The organism is Sphingomonas parapaucimobilis NBRC 15100 (genome assembly GCF_000787715.1).
Classification (GTDB): domain Bacteria; phylum Pseudomonadota; class Alphaproteobacteria; order Sphingomonadales; family Sphingomonadaceae; genus Sphingomonas; species Sphingomonas parapaucimobilis.
Window position 1 is genome coordinate 27,014 of the sequence record NZ_BBPI01000067.1, and the last position, 19,449, is coordinate 46,462.

Annotated in this window: 20 protein-coding genes; 12 read left to right on the forward strand and 8 right to left on the reverse strand. The window is 65.5% G+C overall.

The genetic code is table 11. From position 1 onward, the window contains the following. Positions 1 to 83 precede the first annotated feature (83 nt). Positions 84 to 962 (forward strand): S-methyl-5'-thioadenosine phosphorylase, encoded by an 879-nt coding sequence (gene mtnP / locus SP5_RS11470; protein ID WP_042488692.1) that lies wholly within the window; start codon positions 84 to 86, stop codon positions 960 to 962. Between the two features lie 3 nt (positions 963 to 965). Here the strand turns inward: mtnP and SP5_RS11475 are convergent, their stop codons facing one another. The 3 genes from SP5_RS11475 to SP5_RS11485 all read right to left on the reverse strand — a co-directional run bounded on the left by SP5_RS11475 (position 966) and on the right by SP5_RS11485 (position 5,229). Then, positions 966 to 2,258: an MFS transporter gene (locus tag SP5_RS11475; RefSeq protein ID WP_042488639.1), complete on the reverse strand. Its 1,293-nt coding sequence runs from the start codon at positions 2,256 to 2,258 to the stop codon at positions 966 to 968. Between the two features lie 44 nt (positions 2,259 to 2,302). Further along, positions 2,303 to 3,790: an alginate export family protein gene (locus SP5_RS11480; RefSeq protein WP_084220664.1), complete on the reverse strand. Its 1,488-nt coding sequence runs from the start codon at positions 3,788 to 3,790 to the stop codon at positions 2,303 to 2,305. Between the two features lie 107 nt (positions 3,791 to 3,897). Then, the gene (locus tag SP5_RS11485; RefSeq protein WP_042488641.1) at positions 3,898 to 5,229 is read right to left on the reverse strand and encodes a dicarboxylate/amino acid:cation symporter; all 1,332 of its coding nucleotides are present in this window, start codon (positions 5,227 to 5,229) and stop codon (positions 3,898 to 3,900) included. A gap of 209 nt (positions 5,230 to 5,438) precedes the next feature. Here SP5_RS11485 and SP5_RS11490 point away from each other — a divergent pair, with 209 nt between their 5' ends. The 4 genes from SP5_RS11490 to SP5_RS11505 all read left to right on the forward strand — a co-directional run bounded on the left by SP5_RS11490 (position 5,439) and on the right by SP5_RS11505 (position 10,618). Next, a complete protein-coding gene (locus SP5_RS11490; RefSeq protein ID WP_042488644.1) occupies positions 5,439 to 7,229 on the forward strand; it encodes a sensor histidine kinase in 1,791 nt (596 codons plus the stop codon). Further along, positions 7,226 to 8,542, forward strand: coding sequence for a sigma-54-dependent transcriptional regulator (locus tag SP5_RS11495; RefSeq protein ID WP_042488646.1), 1,317 nt, complete (start codon positions 7,226 to 7,228; stop codon positions 8,540 to 8,542). Before SP5_RS11490 ends, SP5_RS11495 begins: the two co-directional genes overlap by 4 nt. A 70-nt stretch (positions 8,543 to 8,612) precedes the next feature. Then, entirely contained in the window at positions 8,613 to 8,918 is a 306-nt protein-coding gene (locus tag SP5_RS11500) for a DUF485 domain-containing protein (protein WP_042488648.1), read from the forward strand. Continuing rightward, a complete protein-coding gene (locus SP5_RS11505) occupies positions 8,915 to 10,618 on the forward strand; it encodes a cation acetate symporter (protein ID WP_042488650.1) in 1,704 nt (567 codons plus the stop codon). The genes SP5_RS11500 and SP5_RS11505 overlap by 4 nt, the downstream gene beginning before the upstream one ends. A gap of 260 nt (positions 10,619 to 10,878) precedes the next feature. On the opposite strand, the gene SP5_RS11510 is transcribed toward SP5_RS11505, so the two are convergent. Continuing rightward, positions 10,879 to 12,189 carry an MFS transporter gene (locus SP5_RS11510; protein ID WP_042488654.1) on the reverse strand — a complete coding sequence of 437 codons (1,311 nt, stop codon included), beginning with the start codon at positions 12,187 to 12,189 and terminating at the stop codon, positions 10,879 to 10,881. Positions 12,190 to 12,303: 114 nt separating this feature from the next. Here SP5_RS11510 and pgsA point away from each other — a divergent pair, with 114 nt between their 5' ends. Genes pgsA through SP5_RS11525 form a run of 3 tightly spaced genes read left to right on the forward strand, consistent with a single transcriptional unit; the run spans position 12,304 to position 13,552 of the window. Then, complete coding sequence (gene pgsA, locus SP5_RS11515) at positions 12,304 to 12,858, forward strand: CDP-diacylglycerol--glycerol-3-phosphate 3-phosphatidyltransferase (protein ID WP_042488657.1); 555 nt, start codon at positions 12,304 to 12,306, stop codon at positions 12,856 to 12,858. Then, positions 12,858 to 13,115, forward strand: coding sequence for a molybdopterin converting factor subunit 1 (gene moaD / locus SP5_RS11520; protein ID WP_042488660.1), 258 nt, complete (start codon positions 12,858 to 12,860; stop codon positions 13,113 to 13,115). The genes pgsA and moaD overlap by 1 nt, the downstream gene beginning before the upstream one ends. Next, positions 13,112 to 13,552, forward strand: a complete 441-nt coding sequence (locus SP5_RS11525) for a molybdenum cofactor biosynthesis protein MoaE (protein ID WP_042488663.1) — start codon at positions 13,112 to 13,114, stop codon at positions 13,550 to 13,552. The genes moaD and SP5_RS11525 overlap by 4 nt, the downstream gene beginning before the upstream one ends. A 51-nt stretch (positions 13,553 to 13,603) precedes the next feature. On the opposite strand, the gene SP5_RS11530 is transcribed toward SP5_RS11525, so the two are convergent. From SP5_RS11530 to SP5_RS11540, 3 genes are all read right to left on the reverse strand, one after another. Next, positions 13,604 to 14,233 carry a fasciclin domain-containing protein gene (locus SP5_RS11530; RefSeq protein WP_157013690.1) on the reverse strand — a complete coding sequence of 210 codons (630 nt, stop codon included), beginning with the start codon at positions 14,231 to 14,233 and terminating at the stop codon, positions 13,604 to 13,606. 114 nt (positions 14,234 to 14,347) lie between these two features. Further along, positions 14,348 to 14,968, reverse strand: coding sequence for a fasciclin domain-containing protein (locus SP5_RS11535; RefSeq protein ID WP_076710759.1), 621 nt, complete (start codon positions 14,966 to 14,968; stop codon positions 14,348 to 14,350). Between the two features lie 54 nt (positions 14,969 to 15,022). Next, complete coding sequence (locus tag SP5_RS11540; protein WP_042488667.1) at positions 15,023 to 15,925, reverse strand: hydrogen peroxide-inducible genes activator; 903 nt, start codon at positions 15,923 to 15,925, stop codon at positions 15,023 to 15,025. 156 nt (positions 15,926 to 16,081) lie between these two features. On the opposite strand from SP5_RS11540, the gene SP5_RS11545 reads away from it, so the two are divergent. Then, positions 16,082 to 16,627 (forward strand): peroxiredoxin, encoded by a 546-nt coding sequence (locus tag SP5_RS11545; RefSeq protein ID WP_042488670.1) that lies wholly within the window; start codon positions 16,082 to 16,084, stop codon positions 16,625 to 16,627. 121 nt (positions 16,628 to 16,748) lie between these two features. Then, positions 16,749 to 17,270, forward strand: coding sequence for an alkylhydroperoxidase, AhpD family (gene ahpD / locus SP5_RS11550; RefSeq protein ID WP_042488672.1), 522 nt, complete (start codon positions 16,749 to 16,751; stop codon positions 17,268 to 17,270). Between the two features lie 133 nt (positions 17,271 to 17,403). Here the strand turns inward: ahpD and SP5_RS11555 are convergent, their stop codons facing one another. After that, on the reverse strand, positions 17,404 to 18,168 hold the full coding sequence (locus tag SP5_RS11555) for a sulfite exporter TauE/SafE family protein (RefSeq protein WP_157013691.1): 765 nt from the start codon (positions 18,166 to 18,168) through the stop codon (positions 17,404 to 17,406). A gap of 167 nt (positions 18,169 to 18,335) precedes the next feature. On the opposite strand from SP5_RS11555, the gene epsC reads away from it, so the two are divergent. Continuing rightward, positions 18,336 to 19,019: a serine O-acetyltransferase EpsC gene (gene epsC, locus SP5_RS11560; RefSeq protein ID WP_042488703.1), complete on the forward strand. Its 684-nt coding sequence runs from the start codon at positions 18,336 to 18,338 to the stop codon at positions 19,017 to 19,019. After that, positions 19,019 to 19,351, forward strand: a complete 333-nt coding sequence (locus SP5_RS11565; protein ID WP_042488677.1) for a DUF2794 domain-containing protein — start codon at positions 19,019 to 19,021, stop codon at positions 19,349 to 19,351. The genes epsC and SP5_RS11565 overlap by 1 nt, the downstream gene beginning before the upstream one ends. The last annotated feature ends 98 nt before the right edge of the window (positions 19,352 to 19,449 follow it).

Genomic DNA, 19,449 nt, shown 5'->3' on the forward strand with positions numbered 1-19,449 from the left:
CGTACGGGATCCTCCCCCCGTGCGCCCCTTTGCTTTGTGCAAAGGAGCGCCTAACCGGCGAGGCGATGCAACAGGAGCGTGATATGACGGGCTGGACGATCGGGATCATCGGCGGCTCCGGCCTTTATGCGATCGATGCGCTGGCGGATGTCGAGACGCTGCTGCTCGACACGCCATGGGGTGCGCCGTCCGATACGCTGGTGCGCGGCCGCATCGGGAATGTCCGTTTCGTCTTCCTGCCGCGCCACGGTCGGGGGCATCGCCTGTCGCCGACCGAGGTCAATGCACGTGCCAATATCCATGCGCTGAAGCTGGCAGGCTGCACCGACATACTGGCGATCTCCGCCATCGGGTCGCTGCGCGAGGAACTGCCGCCCGGTCATTTCGTCGCGGTCGATCAGTTCATCGACCGGACCGTCCACCGTGACACCAGCTTCTTCGGCGAAGGCTTGGTCGCCCATGTCTCGATGGCCGATCCCGTCTGCCCGCGTCTGTCGACCCTGGCGGCGCAGGCGGGAGAGCGGGCGGGGGCCAGCATGGTCCATGGCGGCACCTATCTCGCGATGGAGGGGCCGCAATTCTCGACCCGTGCCGAGAGCCATCTCTATCGGCAATGGGGCGCCGACGTGATCGGCATGACCGCGATGCCCGAAGCGAAGTTGGCCCGCGAGGCGGAACTGCCTTACGCGCTGATCGGCATGGTCACCGACTATGACTGCTGGCGTGAGGACGAGGCACATGTCGAAGTCGATGCGATCCTCGCGCAACTGGGCCGGAATGCGGCGACCGCGCGGGCTTTGGTCGCAGAACTGGCTGCCATGCTGCCCGAGGAGCGGACCGCGTCGCCGATCGACACCGTGCTCGATCAGGCGCTCATCACGCCTGTCTCACATATGGATCGGGCCAAGGCGGATAGCCTCGGCCCGATCGTATCGCGTGTCCTCGCCAAACGGAGCGGATAGGGATCAATCCTCGACGATCTGGCTGTTCTTGCGGGTGTCGCGCATCCGCAGATAGACAATCAGCGAGACGCCGATCATCGCGGTGACATACCAGTAGAAGCCCTGCTCGAAGCCCGCCTTCTTGAACAGCAGGGCGACCGACTCCGCCGTGCCACCGAAGATGGTGTTGGCCAGCGCATAGGGCAGGGCGACGCCCAGCGCACGGATGTGCGCCGGGAAAAGCTCGGCCTTCACCACCGCGTTGATCGAGGTATAGCCGGTGACGATGATCAGCGCGCCCATGACCAGCGCCCCCGCGACGATCGGATCGCGCGTCGTCTCCAGCGTCGAAAAGATCGGATAGGTCAGCAACACGCCCGCAATGCCGAACGCGACCATCAGCGGCTTGCGGCCGACCCGGTCCGACAGCCCGCCCGCCAGCGGCTGCAGCAGCATGAAGACGAACAGGGTCACGGCGTTGATCTGGCTGGCGACCTCGCGGCTGAAGCCGCTGGTGTTGACCAGGAACTTCTGCATGTAGATCGAATAGGCATAGAAGGCGAGCGTCCCGCCGGCGGTCAGCAGCATGACCGTCATGGTTTCCTTCGGGTGCTTGGTGAACAGCTGGACCAGCCCCGACTTGGGCGCGCCTTCTTTTTTGGCATTCTTGAAGCTCGTGGTTTCAGCCAGACCGCGGCGGATGTAGAAGACCACGACCGCCAGCACCGCCCCCAGCGCGAACGGAATGCGCCAGCCCCATTCGTCCAGCGCCGCCTCGCTCATGGTCGATTGCAGGATCAGCAGGACGCAGATGGCGAGCAACTGGCCGGAGATCAGCGTGACATATTGGAAGGACGAAAAGAAACCGCGCCGATCCTTGCCCGCCATCTCCGACAGATAGGTCGCGCTGGCGCCATATTCGCCACCGACCGACAGACCCTGCATCAGGCGCGCCAGCACCAGCAGTGCCGGGGCGGCCAGGCCGATCGTCTGATAGCCCGGCGTCACCGCGATGATCAGCGAGCCCGCACACATCAGCGTGACCGACAGGCTGAGCCCCGCCTTGCGTCCGCGGCTGTCAGCATAGATGCCCATGACCCATGCCCCGATCGGCCGCATGATGAAGCCGACCGCGAACACGGCCGCCGCGCTCAGCAACTGGGCCGTGCGATCAGCCGACGGGAAGAAATGCGGCGCGAAGTACAGGGTAAAGGCGGAGTAGACATACCAGTCGAACCATTCGACGAGATTGCCGGTCGAGCCGCCGATGATGGCTTTCAGCCGCTCGCGCCCGGGATCGGCGGTGATACTGGTCATGTCGTATTTCCCCTTTTTCCTAATTTTCGTTTTCTGCCGGCTTGTTAGAAGCGGAAGCTCAACCATCCTGCCCAGAAGTCCGAGCTTTTCAGATTGGCGCGTTGCAGCACCGTGTCCGCCTTGAAGTGTTCGTAACGGCCAACGAACGAAAGGCGTGGCGTAATGGTCCATGTCGCCTGCAGGCGGGCGACCTCGGCCACCTTCTTGCCGCGCACATTCTGCGTGCCCGCCCAAGGCGCGCCGCTGGCGCGGTACACGGCGTCAAACTCGTTAGGCCGCCAGGCAAACCCATATTCCGTCGCCAGACGCACGCCCTTGAACGGCGAGAAGGTAAAGTTCGGTGCCGTGTACAGCAGATTGGTCGGCGTCAGGAACAACCCATAGCTATAATAGATGTTGTTGCCGAACAGGCCGTTGGTCGTGTTCAACTCGCCCGTCCGCTGATAGGCGCCGCCGCCCGAGCCATAGTCGAAATGCACGCCGACGCGCGGCGCGTCAGGCTTGTTGCCCAGGCGATAGGTCTGGGCAACGAACGCCTGCCATGCCTCGATCGGGCGGTTGTTGAAGGTGCCGCGCTGGTTGTTGACCGTCCAGTCGATATTGATCGGCCCGGCATCGCCATAGGCATGAAGGCCCAGGAAATAGCGTTCCTCCAACCCGGTCGTCGGTCCCCAGACGGCACGACGGTTTCGCAACCGCCAGATGAAGGGATCGATGTACAGCTTGGACCCGCCGAACAACTTGGGCGACAGGCGGAAGCCGAAGGTCGCGCCCGAGAACCGCACGTCCGGGTTGGTCCTGTCGTCGCCGATGCCCTTGAAGCCATAGGTTACATAGTTCAGGTCGAACACGTCGATGCGGGCATCCTTTCCGCGTGCATAGGCGCGGACGCCGTCGAGCACGAAGAACAACGTGTTGTTGTCACGACCGACCGTCAGCAGCTGCGGCCCGTCGAAGAATTCCTGGCGACCGGCACGCACACCGACGTCGAGACCCAGAGCCTTGCCCTTCACCTCGGCGAAGAGCTGTTGCACGGCCAGCTGGTTGCGCAGGTTGCCGCCCGGTGCGCCCAGGTTGATTCCCTGGAGTTCGGCGCGGCCCAGTTCCCCGAAGACACGGAAGTGATCGCCGAGATGGACGTCCGCGCCGCCGACGATGCGGGCGATATCCTGACGCTGCTGCTGCACTTCGCGGAGGTTGGGATTGGTGGTGATGTTGACGCGGGTGCGAAGCTCGCCCGAGAAGGTGACATAGGACTTTCCGTCCTCGGTCAGCTTCACGCATTTCAGGGCGTCGATGACGTCGTCGCGCTTGGACGGATCGCAATATTTGCGCCAGTCCTCGGCCCAGCGCGACTGGTTATAGCCCGCCACGGTATTGCCGTCGCCCGCCGCGCTGGTGGGATAGGCGGTGCTGGCAGGGCTGGCGGGTTCGGCCGCGGCCTTCGGGGTGACGGTCTGCGCCGTCGCCGGGGAAATCGCCGCCCCCATCGCCGTCACCATGGCGGTGCTGGCAAGCCATAGAGTTTTCATGAAAATGTCCCCCCTTAATCGGACCGATATGTCGTCGCGGCGACTGCCTATAACATCCTGGTAAACAAATGACCCGGCCGATGCCGTCGGCCGGGCCGGGTTTGGTATCAGGCGATGGCGGGCTGGACCGGGGCAGCGGTGGAGAGCATCGGCTTGCCGCTCAGCGCGGCGTCGAGGGCGTCCTTGTCGAGAGCACCTTCCCAACGGGCGACCACGACGGTGGCGACCGCGTTGCCGATGAAGTTGGTCAGGCTGCGGCATTCCGACATGAAGCGGTCGACGCCCAGGATCAGCGCCATGCCCGCGACCGGCACGTCCGGCACGATCGACAAGGTGGCGGCCAGGGTGATGAAGCCCGCGCCGGTGACGCCAGCGGCACCCTTGGACGACAGCATCGCGACGAGGAGCAGCGCCAGCTGCTGGCCAAGCGACAGGTCGACACCGCAGGCCTGGGCGATGAACAGCGCGGCCAGCGTCATGTAGATGTTGGTGCCGTCCAGGTTGAAGGAATAGCCGGTCGGGACGACCAGGCCGACGACCGACTTCTCGCAACCCGCCTTTTCCATCTTCACGAGAAGGTTCGGCAGGGCGGCTTCGGACGACGAGGTGCCGAGGACCAGCAGCAGTTCGGCCTTCAGGTAACGGATCAGCTTCAGGACCGAGAAGCCGTTGGCGCGGGCGATGGTGCCCAGGACGACGACCACGAACAGGATCGAGGTGAGGTAGAAGGTCGCGACCAGCGCGCCGAGATTGACCAGGCTGCCGACGCCGTACTTGCCGATGGTGAAGGCGATGGCGCCGAAGGCACCGATCGGGGCGGCGCGCATCAGGATGCCGACCATGCGGAAGACGACGACGCTGATCCGCTCCAGGCTGTTCAGCAGCGGGCGGGCAGGCTCGCCGACCAGTGCCATCGAGATGCCGAACAGGATGGCGACCATCAGCACCTGCAGGATGTTGCCCTGCGTGAACGCGCTGATCAGCGTATCGGGGATGATGCCCAGCAGGAAGCCGGTGACGGTCGTGTCATGCGCCTTGGCGGTATATTCGGCGATCGACCCGACCTTCAGCGTGCTGGGATCGATGTTCATGCCCGCGCCGGGCTGGACGACATTGGCGACGATGAGGCCGACGATCAGCGCGAAGGTCGAGACGGTGATGAAGTAGAAGAACGCTTTACCTGCGACGCGGCCGACCGAGCCCAGTTCGCGCATACCGGCGATACCGGTGACGACCGTCAGGAAGATGACGGGGGCGATGATCATCTTCACCAGCTTGATGAAGGCATCGCCGATCGGCTTCAACGATTCGCCGAAGCTGGGCCAGAAATGACCGATGATCGCGCCCAGCGCGATCGCGAACAGAACCTGTACATATAGATGGGACCAGATACGCGCCCGGCGGGGCGCCTCTGCCACGGCATAATCTTGGGCGATCATGACTTTTCAGCATCCTCTACAAAAAGTGGGCCGGACGCGGTAGGCCGCGCTTCCGAATTGTCGTCAGTGTGCGGAATGCCGCCGGGGATTTCAATTTTCTCGAAATAGCCTTCATGTAACTGATAAAGAACGAGAAATGATTCAGCCTGAACCTATGCCGCGCGAAAATCCGCATGGTATTTGGAAGCAGGTTGCGATATTTCGCACATATGTCACCGCCGCCCCATCTCGGCCGCGCCCAGGTTCGGCGCCATGCGCTGCCGCTGATCGCGGTCGTGCTGCTGACGATCGTCGCCGGTTCCCTGCTGCGTCTCTATGCCCATAGGCAGGCGGTCTCCGACCTCCGTGGCGAAGCCGTTCGCATCGCCCGACAGGAGGAAAGGCTGCTGAACAGCGAGTTGCAGCGCTTTCGGCTGCTGCCCATCGTGTTGGTCGAATATCCCGATGTCGGCGACGCCCTGCGCAACGGGTCGGTCGAGGCCGCCGCGCGACTGAACGAGAAGCTGCGTGGATTGGCCGAGCGCACCGGTGCGCCGGTCATTTACGCGATCGACAGGCGGGGGCGGACGGTCGCGGCCTCCAATGCGGGCCTTGGGGACAGCTTTGTTGGGCGCGATTACGGGTTTCGTCCCTATTTCCGGCAAGCGATGCGAACCGGCACGTCCGAATATTTCGCCCTGGGCAATACGAGCCACCGGCCCGGCCTGTTTCTCGCCCGACGGATCGGACCTGCGGCGGCCCCGGACGGCGTGGTCGTCGTAAAGGTCGAATTCGCCCATATGGTGCAGGCCTGGGCGAGCGATGCGGGGCAGACCCTGTTGCTCGACGATCATGGCGTGGTCGTGGTCACGACCGATCCCGCCGCGGAATTCACGCTGACCCGCACGCTGATCCCTTCTGCCCAGAAAGCGATCCGCGAAAGCCAGCAATTCGGTACGATCGCCCTTCGCCCCGGCCCCTATCGGATCACGGGCATCGATGCGACCGACCGGGAGGGCGCGCGCTACGTTGTCGGCGTCACGCCTGCACCGCTCCCCCGGTGGCAGCTGGTGCATATTCTTCCCTCCAAGGCTGCGCTGAAGGAAGCTGACGGCTGGGTCCGATCGGTCACGGCACTGATCGCGGTCGGGCTGATCGGCCTGACCCTGTTGACGATCTGGCGACGGACACGCGCCGAACGCGCGGCGATGGCGCGTGAGGCGTTGGAGGAGGAGGTCGCCCGGCGGACTGCCGAATTGCGCGCGACCAACGATCAGCTGACCGTCGAGATTTCCGAGCGTATTCGCGCCGACCAGCGTTTCCGTGCCGCGCGCGAGGAGCTGGCGCAGGCCAACCGATTGGGTTCGCTCGGCTCGATCACGGCGGGCGTGGCGCATGAGATCAACCAGCCGGTGGCGGCGATCCGCACGCTGGCCGACAATGCCCGCACCTTCCTGTCGCGCGACAAGCCGGACAAGGCGGCGGGCAACCTGGCCACCATCGTCGAACTGACCGAGCGGATCGGATCGATCGTCCAGGAGATGCGGCGCTTCGTCCGGCGCGGGACGCATGGCCTGGGACCGGTATCGCTGGAGGCGGTGCTGGATGGCACCATGCTGTTGATCGGCGATCGGTTCCGCACGGCCGGGGTCGCGCTGGAACGACCGAGAGGCGAGGCGCTGCCCCGGGTCGTGGCCGGGCGGGTTCGGCTGGAGCAGGTGCTGGTCAATCTTTTGCAGAACGCCCTGGATGCCGTGGCGGAGACGCCATCGCCGCGTGTGCGACTGACGGTCGTCGAGCATCCTGATAGCGTCGAACTGACCGTGGAGGATAACGGCCCCGGTCTGGACCCGGCCATCGCGACCGAGATTTTCACCCCCTTCGTGACCGGCAAGCCCGATGGGCTGGGCCTGGGCCTGGGGATTGCGCGGGATATCATGACGGAGTTTGGCGGCGTGCTGGAAACTACCCCTTCAAGCCTGGGCGGCGCAGGCTTTCGTTTGAGGATGCGCCGGGCATGAGCGAGACGTTGCGGGTTCTGCTGGTCGATGACGACACGGTGCTGCGCCAGGCATTGGCCCAGTCGTTCGAACTGGCCGGTATCGATGTCGAGGCGCATGGCGATCCGCTGGCGGCGCTGGCGGTGATCAGCGCCGATTTTCCGGGCATGGTGGTGTCCGACATACGGATGCCCGGCCTGGACGGGATCGAATTGTCCAAGCGGGTGGCCGCGATCGACGCCGAGATCCCGGTGATCCTGATGACCGGGCATGGCGACGTGCCCATGACGGTCGCCGCTCTGAAGCAGGGCGTCCATGACTTCGTCACCAAGCCCTTCGCCGCCGATCACCTGATCTCCAGCGCCGAACGCGCGCTGGAGATGCGGCGGCTGGTTCTCGACAACCGGCGGCTGCGACAGGCGGCGGAGGAAGCGCAGGGCGCCTATCCGCTGATCGGGGAAACGCCGGTCATGATGCGGCTGCGCGATACGGTGCGACAGGTCGCCCAGGCCGATGTCGACGTGTTGGTCGAGGGAGAGACGGGGACGGGCAAGGAGCTGGTCGCGCTGCTGCTCCACCGCTTGAGCGCCCGGCGGACGCGGCCCTTCATCGCGGTCGACTGCGCGGCCTTGCCCGAGGCGATTGCCGAGGACGAGCTGTTCGGCCAGGCGCATGGCCGGACGCCGGGACGCATCGCGGCGGCGCATCGCGGCACGCTGTTCCTCGACGAGGTCGACAGCATGGCCCCTGCGCTGCAAGGTCGGATGCTCCGCGTGGTCGAGGAGCGGGAGGTCCGCGCGATCGGGGCGGAGGATCCGCAATTGCTCGACCTGCGCATCGTCGCGGCCGCCAAGTCCGATCTGGCGCGGGCGGTGGAGGAGGGGCGGTTCCGCGCCGACCTGCTCTATCGTCTCGACGCGGTGCGGCTGCGCGTGCCGCCCTTGCGCGAGCGGCGGGCCGATGTGCCGTTGCTCTTTGCCCATTTCCTTCGCGAGGCGGCGGAGCGGTTCGGGCGGCCGGTGCCGATGATCGACGGCAGTATCCAGGCGCGGCTGCTGTCGCATGACTGGCCGGGCAATGTGCGTGAGGTGCGCAACTATGCCAATCGCGTCGCGCTGGGCCTGTTCGGGGACGCGCGGGAGGCGGGCGATCCGCTGCCGTTGCCCGAACGGGTCGAGCAGTTCGAGGGCGCGACGATCCGCGCCGTGCTGGAGGAGGTGGCGGGCGACGTCCGCGCGGCGCTCGCCGTGCTCGGCATCCCGCGCAAGACCTTTTACGACAAGGTCGCGCGGCACGGCATCGACCTGAACGCCTATCGTCCCAATCGCGCTTGACGCCGCGTCACGGGCAAGGGAGCATGGCGGCCACGACACCGATCTACGGTGCGGGGGTTAGGAGATTGCCATGGAGGATGCCGCAGCCCGTCTGGCCAGCGATCCGCGCTATATCGCGTTGGTTCGCAAGCGAGGGCGTTTCACGACGGTCCTGACGGTCATCATGCTGATCGTCTATTTCGGGTTCATCCTGACCATCGCCTTCGACAAGGCGCTGCTCGCCCGTTCGGTCAGCGGCGGGGCGACGAGCTGGGGCATACCGATCGGGCTGGGGGTGATCGCGCTCGCGATCGTGCTGACCGGCCTGTATGTATGGCGGGCCAATCGCGATTTCGATCCGGTCATCGACGCACTCCGGGCGGAGTATGGTGCATGACGCGCGGGGGGATTCCACTTGCCGCCGCCTTGACGCTGCTGCCGGTTTCGGCGGCTGAGGCTCATGCCATCGGCCCGGCGGTGCAGCAGGCGACGAACTGGACGGCGATCGGCATGTTCGCGGCCTTTGTCGCGCTGACGCTGGCCATTACCCGCTGGGCCGCGCGGCGGACCCGGACGGCATCCGATTTCTACACCGCCGGGGGCGGGATTACCGGGTTTCAGAACGGCCTGGCGATTGCGGGCGACTTCATGTCCGCCGCCTCGTTCCTGGGCATTTCGGCGCAGATCTATGCCGATGGCTATGACGGGCTGATCTATTCGATCGGCTTCCTCGTCGGCTGGCCGATCCTGTTGTTCCTGATGGCCGAGCGGTTGCGCAATCTGGGGCGGTTCACCTTCGCCGATGTCGCGTCCTTCCGCTTCGCCCAGACGCCGGTGCGGATGGTGGCCGCCTGTTCGACGCTGCTGGTCGTCCTGTTCTATCTGATCGCGCAGATGGTGGGGGCGGGGCAGTTGATCCGCCTGCTGTTCGGTCTGCCCTATGGATATGCGGTCATAATCGTCGGCGTGCTGATGACGATGTACGTCCTGTTCGGCGGCATGACGGCGACGACCTGGGTCCAGATCGTCAAGGCGATGATGCTGCTGGGTGCTGCCAGTTTCATGGCGATCGCGGTGCTGGCGCGGTTCGGCTTCAGCCCGGAGGCGCTGTTCGCCCGCGCGATCGAGGTGAAGACGGCGCTCGCCGCTCTGGCGGGCGCGGGGCCGGACGAGGCGGTGACGAAGGGCCGGGCGATCATGGGACCGGGCGGGTTCATCAAGGATCCCGTTTCCGCCATCTCGATCGGGGCGGCGCTGATGTTCGGCACGGCGGGCCTGCCGCATATCCTGATGCGCTTCTTCACCGTGCCCAACGCCAAGGCGGCGCGCAGCTCGGTGTTGTGGGCGACGGGGTGGATCGGCTATTTCTACATCCTGACCTTCGTCATCGGTTTCGGCGCGATCGTGCTGGTCGCCACCGACCCGGGCTTTCTTGATGCCGAAGGTGCGCTGAGGGGCGGCAGCAACATGGCGGCGATCCATCTGGCGCAGGCCGTCGGCGGCAACCTGTTCCTCGGCTTCATCTCGGCGGTGGCGTTCGCGACCATCCTTGCGGTGGTGGCGGGCCTGACCCTGTCAGGGGCTTCCGCGGTCAGCCATGACCTGTATGCGACCGTCATCAAGAAGGGGCAGGCGGATTCCGCCTCCGAGCTGAAAGTGTCGCGGATCACCGTGCTGGTGCTGGCGGTCATCGCGATCCTGCTGGGCATCCTGTTCGAGAAGCAGAATGTCGCCTTCATGGTCAGCCTGGCCTTTGCGCTGGCGGCGTCGGCGAACTTCCCGGTGTTGTTCCTGTCGCTGCTATGGTCGGGCTGCACGACGCGGGGCGTGGTCGCAGGCGGCCTGGTCGGGCTGCTGACCGCATTGGTGCTGACCATATTGTCGCCTGCCATCTGGGTGACGGTGCTGGGGCATGCCGCGCCGATCTTCCCTTATGGTTCGCCGACCATCTTCTCGATGCCCCTGGCGTTCCTGACCATCTGGCTGGTGTCCGTCACCGATAGCAGCGGCCGTGCGGCGGTCGACAAGGCAGGCTATCCGGCGCAGCGCATCCGCTCGGAGACGGGCATCGGCGCGTCGGGCGCACACGACCATTGATCCCCTGTCCCCGCTGTCTCGATACGGGGCAGCGGGGACAGCCGGTCCGATATCGGGCCGCTGCCGAAATGGTAAACGAGGCGTTAACAGGGGGCTATGAGACGCCGCCTTGTCCTGACCAACGAAGCTTCCCGTCACCCCTTTCGGCGCACGCTTTCGCCCCCCGTCAAAACACGGCGGCGGCAGGACGACGATCAGGATATCCGGTTGTTCGTCCTCAGCTTCACGGCCTTCTTCATCAGCATCTACACGTTTCTGTTTTAAGCCGGTTCGGCGGAAACATCGTCACAGGCGCGGTGCAGCAGCAGCGCGAGCCAGGCCGACACCAGGCACATGGCCGCGACCACGAAGAGCATGTCGGCCGACGAAACGCCCGCCGCACTGATCGCAAAGGCCAGGACCGAGCCGATCGTCATGGCAAAGCAGTTCACGATGTTGTTCGCCGCCACCGTGCGCGCCGTCTGGTCCTTTTCGACCGTGGTGGTCAGGAAGGCATAGAGCGGTACGACGAACATGCCCCCGGTCGTCGCGATCGCCAGAAGCGTGGCGAGGATGCCGATCGCCCGCGGTTCGGCCAGGAACGCCTGCCAGCTATACAGGCCACCCCCCGCCGCCGGTGTCCAGTTGCGGCACAGGAACGAAAACAGCACGACGAACGCGCCCATCGCGATCACCGACATGGGCGAATAGCGCGCCGAAATCTCACCCTTCAGCATCGTGTTGATGACCACCGAGCCGATGGCGACACCGATCGAGAAGATCGCGATGGCGAGGCTGGCGACTTCCTTGTCCGCCGTCAGGACATTCTTCACCAGCGGGGGGAAGATGATGATGAGGACCGCGCCGATCGTCCAGAAGAAGCTGATCGCGATGATCGCCAGGAACAGGCGGCGGATATGCAGCGTCGCCGAGATCAGCCGCCACGAGGCGGTGAAGGGGTTGTAGTTGAGCTTCAGCGGTGGCCCTTCGCGCGGGGCGGGGGGCACCTGGCGGCCCAGGAACCAGCCGATCACCGCGACCACGATGACGCCGACGGCCGCCGCCTCGATCGGGATCCAGCCCGCCGCGACCGTGCCGAGCAGGATCGCCAGATAGGTCCCCGCCTCGACCAGACCGGTGCCGCCCAATATGTCCTCGGCTTCCAGATGCTGGGGCAGGATGGCGTATTTGATAGGCCCGAAAAAGGTCGAATGCACACCCAGCGCCAGCACCGTGCCCAGCATCAGCGCCAGTCCGGCCGTGGTATAACCCGCCTTGGCGATCAGCAGGCCACCCGCACCGACCAGCATGATGCCGATCTCGACCGTCTTCACGATGCGGATGATCTTGGCCTTGTCATGGCTGTCGGCCAATTGTCCCGACAGCGCCGACAGGAAGACGAAGGGCAGGATGGCGGCGCCGGTCGCGGCGCAGTTGAAGTAGAATTCGGAATGGGGGTCGGTGAAGATCGCATAGGTGGCGAACAGCACCATCGACGTCTTGAACAGGTTGTCGTTGAATGCGCCGAGAAACTGGGTGGCAAACAGCGGCAGGAAGCGACGCTGTTTGAGAAGCCCGAGGGCATTGAGCATAACGAAAAATGGCCCGATCGTGGCAACAGGATGACACCAACATAGCTATGCGTACCCATATCGCCAACCGCTTAAAGCGGTTTGTCATGGGCGCACGAGCGGTTAGAAGGCGACATGCTGACGCTGCCCAACCTGTTGACGCTCTCGCGAATCCTGGCCGTGCCGCTGCTCGCGGGGCTGTTGTGGCAGCCCGATTGGGCATTGGGCTACGGCATCGCCTTTGCGCTGTACTGCCTGATGGGCATCACTGACTATTTCGACGGCTATCTGGCGCGTGCGCAGGGGGCTGTGTCGAAGCTGGGCGTCTTTCTTGATCCCATCGCCGACAAGATCATGGTCGCCTCGGTCATACTGGTGCTGGTCGCCGTGCAGGTCTTGAGCGGGTTGAGCGTGGTCGCGGGCCTCGTCATCCTGTTGCGCGAGATCGCAGTGTCGGGACTTCGCGAATTCCTGGCGCAGTTGCAGGTCTCGGTGCCGGTGTCGCGACTGGCCAAGTGGAAGACGACGCTGCAACTGATCGCGCTCGGCGGTCTGATCCTGGGCGGCGCGCTGCCCGGTTGGCCGTGGATGCATGGGGCGGCCCTGGCGGCGCTCTGGGCCGCGGCGGTGCTGACGCTCGTCACCGGCTGGGACTATCTGCGCGTCGGCCTCAAGCATATGGATAGCTGATGATGCTGACGATCCTCTATTTCGCCTGGGTCCGCGAGCGGATCGGGCACGCCGAAGAGACGGTGACGCTGCCCGAGCATGTCGCGACGGTCGCCGATCTGGTCGCATGGCTGGCGACGCGGGGTGGCGGCTATGCCGAGGCTATGGCCGAGCCGGAGCGGCTGCGCGCGGCGGTCGACCAGAATTTCGTCGGTCTCGATGCCGCCATCGGCAATGCCCGTGAGGTTGCGATTTTTCCGCCGGTGACGGGCGGATGATCCGCGTCCTGGTATCGCGCGCGCCCATCGACCTGGCCGAGGAAATGGCGCGGGTCGAAGGGCAGGATGTCGGCGCGGTGGCAAGCTTTTGCGGGCTGGTTCGCGCCGACGACGGAGTCGACAGCCTCGAGCTGGAACATTACCCCGGTGCGACCGAGGCGGCACTGGAGCGGATCGCGCGCGAGGCGGTGAACCGCTGGTCGCTTCAGGCGGCAACGATCGTCCACCGGGTCGGCCCCATGCGGCCGGGCGAACGGATCGTACTGGTCCTGGCGGCGGCACCCCATCGGCGCGACGCGCTCGATGCCTGTGCGTATCTGATCGATCGCTTGAAGACCGACGCGCCCTTCTGGAAGCGCGAGACGCGGGGGCATGACTCCCGCTGGGTCGAGGCACGCGAAAGCGACACGGCCGCCGCCGAACGCTGGACCGCATAGAAAAAGGCGAGGCCGAAGCCCCGCCTTTCCCTGTTTCGACGATCCGGCGGTTTAGCCGATCTTCGGCACATTGATGCCGTTGGTCAGATGCACAACGCCGTTGGTCGCCTGGACATCGGCCTTGTCGACATAGGCCTTCTGTCCATTCACGTCGGTCAGCATGATGTTGCCGTTCGGGCCGAGCTGCGCGGTCAGCGGCTGACCGGCGAGCGTCGTCAGCGTGGCGGTGCCGTTACCGGCCGCGATCTGCGCCTTCAGCTGGTCGGCGGTCACCTTGCCCGGGACGACGTGGTATTTCAGGATCGTCGCCAGCGTGGCCTTGTTCTCCGGCTTGCTCAGCGTGTCGAGCGCGCCCGGGGGCATACGGCTGAACGCCTCGTTGCTGGGTGCGAAGACGGTGAAGGGGCCGGGGCCGGACAGGTCGGCGGTCAGTCCCGCCGTCGTGACCAGGCGCGCCAGCGTGCTGCGGTCCGGCGTCGCGGCCAGGACCTGAACGATGGTGCCGGTCGCGGCGGGCGTCGGGGTGGCCGGGGCCATCGGAGCAGCCTGGCCCGGGGCGGCGGGGGCCGTCTGGGCAGGTGCGGGCTGCATCGGGGTGGTCTGCGGCGCCGTCTGGGCGATGGCGGCACTTGCCCCGGTCAGGGCGGTGGCGGACACGAGAATGGCAAAAGTCTTCAACATCAAAAGCATACTCCCGTTCTTCTGGCGGCGGAGCGGGATCGCATCGCGCCGCATGGTGAAGGGCAGGCCAGCCGTTCCTGAAGCGAAACGGCCGTCCTGCCGGGAGTAACGCACTTAATCCAGTTTTGGCACCAAGACACCATTGACGATGTGAATGACGCCGTTCGCCTGGGGCATGTCGCCAGCTTCGATATAGCTTTTGTTACCGCTGCTGTCGGTCAGGGTGATGACCGATTGGGTCATGCTGACGGTCAGCCACTCGCCCTGGACGGTCATCAGCTTGGCGGTGCCGCCACCAGCGGCGATCTGCTGTTGCAGGTCGGCGATGCCCACGACGCCGGGGACCATGTGAAAGCGGATCAGCTTGACCAGCGAATCCCGGTTTGCGGGCTGCAGCAACTGCTCCTGCACACCGGGAGCAAGCCGCGCGAAGGCCTCGTTCGACGGCGCGAACAGGGTATAGGGACCGGGACCTGCCAGCGTGGTCGCCAGCCCGGAGGCGCGGATCGCGGCGACCAGCGACGAAAGAGAGGGCGTGGCCGTCGCATTGTCGAGAATGGTGCGGGTGGGCACCATCGGCTGATCCGGCTGCGGCGCTGCCGGGGGCGCGACGACCGGCGCGCTGGACGGAGCGGCGGGCGCCTCGCGCTGATCCCGCCCGCGCCCGCAGCCACCCAGTCCGATCATGGCGATGAGCGGCAGAACGGCCACCAGCCGCCGTGCATTATGGGTCATGGGCGAAATCTCCTGAAGATGGGATGATATCGAAGGGGACGCGCAGGGTGCCGATCAAGCTGCTTCCGCAAGCACCTGTGCCAACAAACGAAAATCCTTTTCCCGGGGGCTGGCGCGACGCCAGACCAGCGCGATCTTGCGCACCGCATTCTCGGCGTCAAGCGGCCGCGCGGTGATATGGGTATTATCCAGAATGCCCGAGCGCAGCGCCATTTCGGGCAGCATCGTCATGCCCAGGCCATTGTCGACCATCTGGACGATGGTGTGGAGCGAGGTGCCCAGCATCGTCGCCTCCGCGCGCAGTTCGGGGCGGTTGCACGCGGCCAGCGCATGGTCCTTCAGGCAATGTCCGTCCTCCAGCAGCAACAGCCGCGCCTCGTCGATCGCGGAGGCCGGGAAGGCCGCAGGCGGCGTCACCTCCTCGTCGGTCGGGAAGGCGACGAACAGTCGGTCGTCGAACAACGGCTCGGCCGTCACCTCGCCACAGGCATAGGGGAGCGCGAGCAGGACGCAATCGGTACGGCCATTGTGCAGGCGCTCGCAAGCCGGGCCGCTCGGCTCCTCGCGCAGGAACAGCTTCAGGTCGGGAAAGTCGCGCCGCAGACGGGGCAGGATGCGCGGCAGCATGAAGGGTGCGATGGTCGGGATCACCGACATGCGCATCTCCCCCGACAGGGGCCGTCCGGCGGCGCGGGCCATGTCGCCCAGCTCGTCCGCCTCGCGCAGGACGCGGCGCGCCTTGTCGGCGATGCGTTCGCCCAGCGGCGTGAAGCGCACGACGCGCCGCGTCCGCTCGACCAGCGTCACGCCGATCAGCGTCTCCAGCTCGCGCAGGCCCGCCGAGAGGGTGGATTGCGTGACGAAACACGCATCCGCCGCCCGGCCGAAATGGCCATGGTCCTGCAGGGCCACGAGATATTGTAACTGTTTCAGGGTCGGTAGATAGGTCGCGGCCATTGATCGTCTCAGTCGATTGCGATGTGACAAATAGCTTGTTGGATCAAAGGCGCCAGTCCCCATATCTGTTGCGGCATCGAATACAGGCGGGCCAACCGCCGGTCGTGCGAGAGGATGGCTGAAGCCGAATTTTATGAAAGAAGGAGGCAGATTGCCATGTTGACCGTTGGAGACAAGCTCCCCGCATTCACCGTTCCCGTCCAGCAGGGCACCAACGCGCTGCCCGCCGGCGAGACGATCAGCGACACCTCCTATGAGGGCAAGTGGAAGGTCCTGTTCTACTGGCCGAAGGACTTCACCTTTGTCTGCCCGACCGAGATCGTCGGCTATTCCGAGCTGAAGGGTGACTTCGAGGACCGCGATGCCGTGCTCATCGGCGCGTCGACCGACACCGCGCATGTCCACCTGGCTTGGCGCAAGTCGGACCCGGATCTGGCCGCTGCCGATTTCCCCTGGATCGCGGACAATGGTCGCGTCCTCGCCGACGCGCTGGGCATCGTCGACAAGAACGAGCATGTCGCCTACCGCGCGACGTTCATCATCGATCCCGACAATGTCATCCAGCACGTCACGATCAACGGCCTGAACGTCGGCCGCAACCCGGCCGAGACGCTGCGTGTCCTCGACGCGCTGCAGACCGACGAGCTGTGCCCGTGCAACTGGAACAAGGGCGACGACGTCCTCCAGCTCGCCGCCGAGTAATCCTGTCGGCCCGGGGGCGGTGACGTCCCCGTGCCCATCATTCCCGACGCCCCGGCGAGGGTCGCTGGTCCACCGCGGATCGGAGGCCCGGACTGGGGCGTCGTCTATCTGGAGCAATCCCATGTCCCTCAAGGAATTTGCCGGGCAGCTGCCCGACTTCGCCAAGGATATCCGCCTGAACGTCGGCTCGCTGCTCAACGAGCCAGTGCTGAACGACCAGCGTAAATATGGCCTGCTGCTCGCCTGCGCGCATGGCACCGGCCACAAGCCGCTGGTCGACGCGGCCGAGGCGGAATGCGCCTCCAAGCTGTCGCCGGAGGCGGCCAATGCTGCGCGCGCGGCGGCGGCGGTGATGGCTATGAACAATGTCTATTACCGCTTCACGCACCTGGCCGGGAACCAGGAATATCGTAACATGCCCGCCAAGCTGCGCATGAACGTGATCGGCGCCCCGGGCATCGACAAGATCGATTTCGAGCTGTTCAGCCTGGCGGTGTCGGCGATCAACGGCTGCGGCATGTGCATCGATGCCCATGAGGCGGTGCTGAAGAAGGCCGGGATTTCGGCCGAGGTCATCCAGACCGCCGTTCGGATCGCAGCGGTGATGCAGGCCGTGGCGACCGTTCACTCGGCCGTCGCGTAGCCCAAATCCTCCCCAAGCGAAGCTTGGGGAGGGGGACCGCCGGGCGCAGCCCGGTGGTGGAGGGGCGTCGCCACAGACCGTGACACCCCTCCGTCAGCGCTACGCGCTGCCACCTCCCCTTGCAGGGGAGGATTTACCGCGTGATCGCCTGGTACAATCCCCAAAGGCTGGTCAGCGTCAGGATTACCCCGACCAGCGTCAACAGGGTTCGCGCCGGAACCCGCTTGGCGAGCATCGCCCCGAACGGGGCCGCGCAGATCCCGCCGATCAGCAGTCCGACCGTCGCCATGGTGAAGGCACCCCAGCCCAGCTGGGTGATGAACGTCGCCGAGATGGTCGCGGTCAGGAAGAACTCGGCGGTGTTGACCGTTCCGATAGTCGTGCGCGGCGCGGCGCCCTGGGCCAGCAGGTTGGACGTCACGACCGGCCCCCAGCCGCCGCCGCCTGCGGCGTCCAGAAAGCCGCCGAGGAACCCCAAGGGCTCGACGATCTTGGGCTCGCGCGTCGCCGCCTTGTGCCGCCAGGCGCGGATCAGCAGGTAGATGCCGATGCCGGTCAGATAGGCCAGGATGAAGGGTTTCACGACGGCCGCATCGATGTTGGACAGGACATAGGCCCCCAGCGCGCCGCCGATCACGCCGGGGATCATCAGTCGCAGGAACAGCCGCCAGTTGACGTTGCGATGCACCACATGGCTGATCCCGGAGACCGCGGTGGTAAAGGTCTCGACACTGTGGACGCCCGCCGAGGCGGCGGCGGGCGGAACGCCCAGGCTGATGAGCAGCGTGTTGGAGATCACCCCGAAGGCCATGCCCAGCGCACCGTCGACCACCTGCGCGGCGAAACCCACGGCCACGAATGGCAGGATGTGGATCAGCTCGGTACTGGTCGGGTCCATCATGTCTCCTGTGCTTAATGACCGGCGGCCATGCCGTTTCTCAAGCAACGCTGCAACCGCGATAGAGTTTGCCCGGTGCCAGGCAAGCGTTGGTCAATCGAGGGGGGCGATCTGGATTTTGCCCGAGCCTATGCCTAAATGCGCGTATCGCATCTGGGGACATGCTCATGCCGAGCCGATTGGCCGCTTATCTCGATTCGATCCGGGCTCGCGATCCCGCTCCGCATTCGCGTGCGGAGATTTTGCTGTACCCCGGCGTCTGGGCGCTGGCCGGGCACCGGGTCGCGCATCGGCTGTACAGGTCGCGGGCGTTTTTCCTCGCCCGGCTGGTCAATCATTTCACCCGCTTCCTGACCGCGATCGATATTCATCCGGGTGCCAAGATCGGGCGCAATTTCTTCATCGACCACGGCTTTGTCGTCATCGGCGAGACGGCGGAAATCGGCGACGACGTCACGATCTATCAATGCGTGACCCTGGGCGGCACCAGCCCGGACAATGGCGTGGCGGGCAAGCGCCATCCGACGCTGATGGACGGCGCGATCGTCGGATCCGGTGCGCAGGTGCTGGGGCCGATCATCGTGGGGCCGCGCGCGCGGGTCGGGGCGAACGCGGTCGTCACGCGCGACGTGCCCGAGGGTGCGGTGATGGTCGGCATTCCCGCTCGACCCACGATCGTCGAGGGCGGCGCTGCGCCGGAGAAGCGCTTCGTCCCTTACGGCACGCCTTGTTCCGAGATGTTCGATCCCCAGACCCAGAAGATCGAAATGCTCCGTTGCGAGCTGGAGACGATGCGGCGACGGCTGGACGCAGTGCTGGCCGAGCAGGGCGAAGAGCGCGATCGGGCCTGATGGGGGTCGTACCCTTTCCCAAGACGGCGGGGCAGGTGGGGTTCGACCGCGCGGAACTGACCCGTATCCTCGACCTTTACGGCCGGATGGTCGCGGCCGGACACTGGCGCGACTATGCGATGGATATGGGACGCGATGCGGCCATTTTCTCCGCCTTTCGCCGTGCGGCGGAACGTCCCGAATTCCGGATCGAGAAGCGCCCGGCGCTGCGCAACCGCCAGGGCATGTGGGCACTGATCGGTGAGGGCGGGGCGGTGCTGAAGCGGGGGCATGAGCTGGGACCGGTTCTGGCCCCGGTCGAGCGGCGTCTGATGAAACTGGTCGAGGAATAGGTGTTCTATAGCAGGATGACATGAGATGATCTCACCCCTCCCCTTCAGGGGAGGGGCCGGGGGTGGGGCGTATCCACAAGCGTATGGCCCATGGCGAA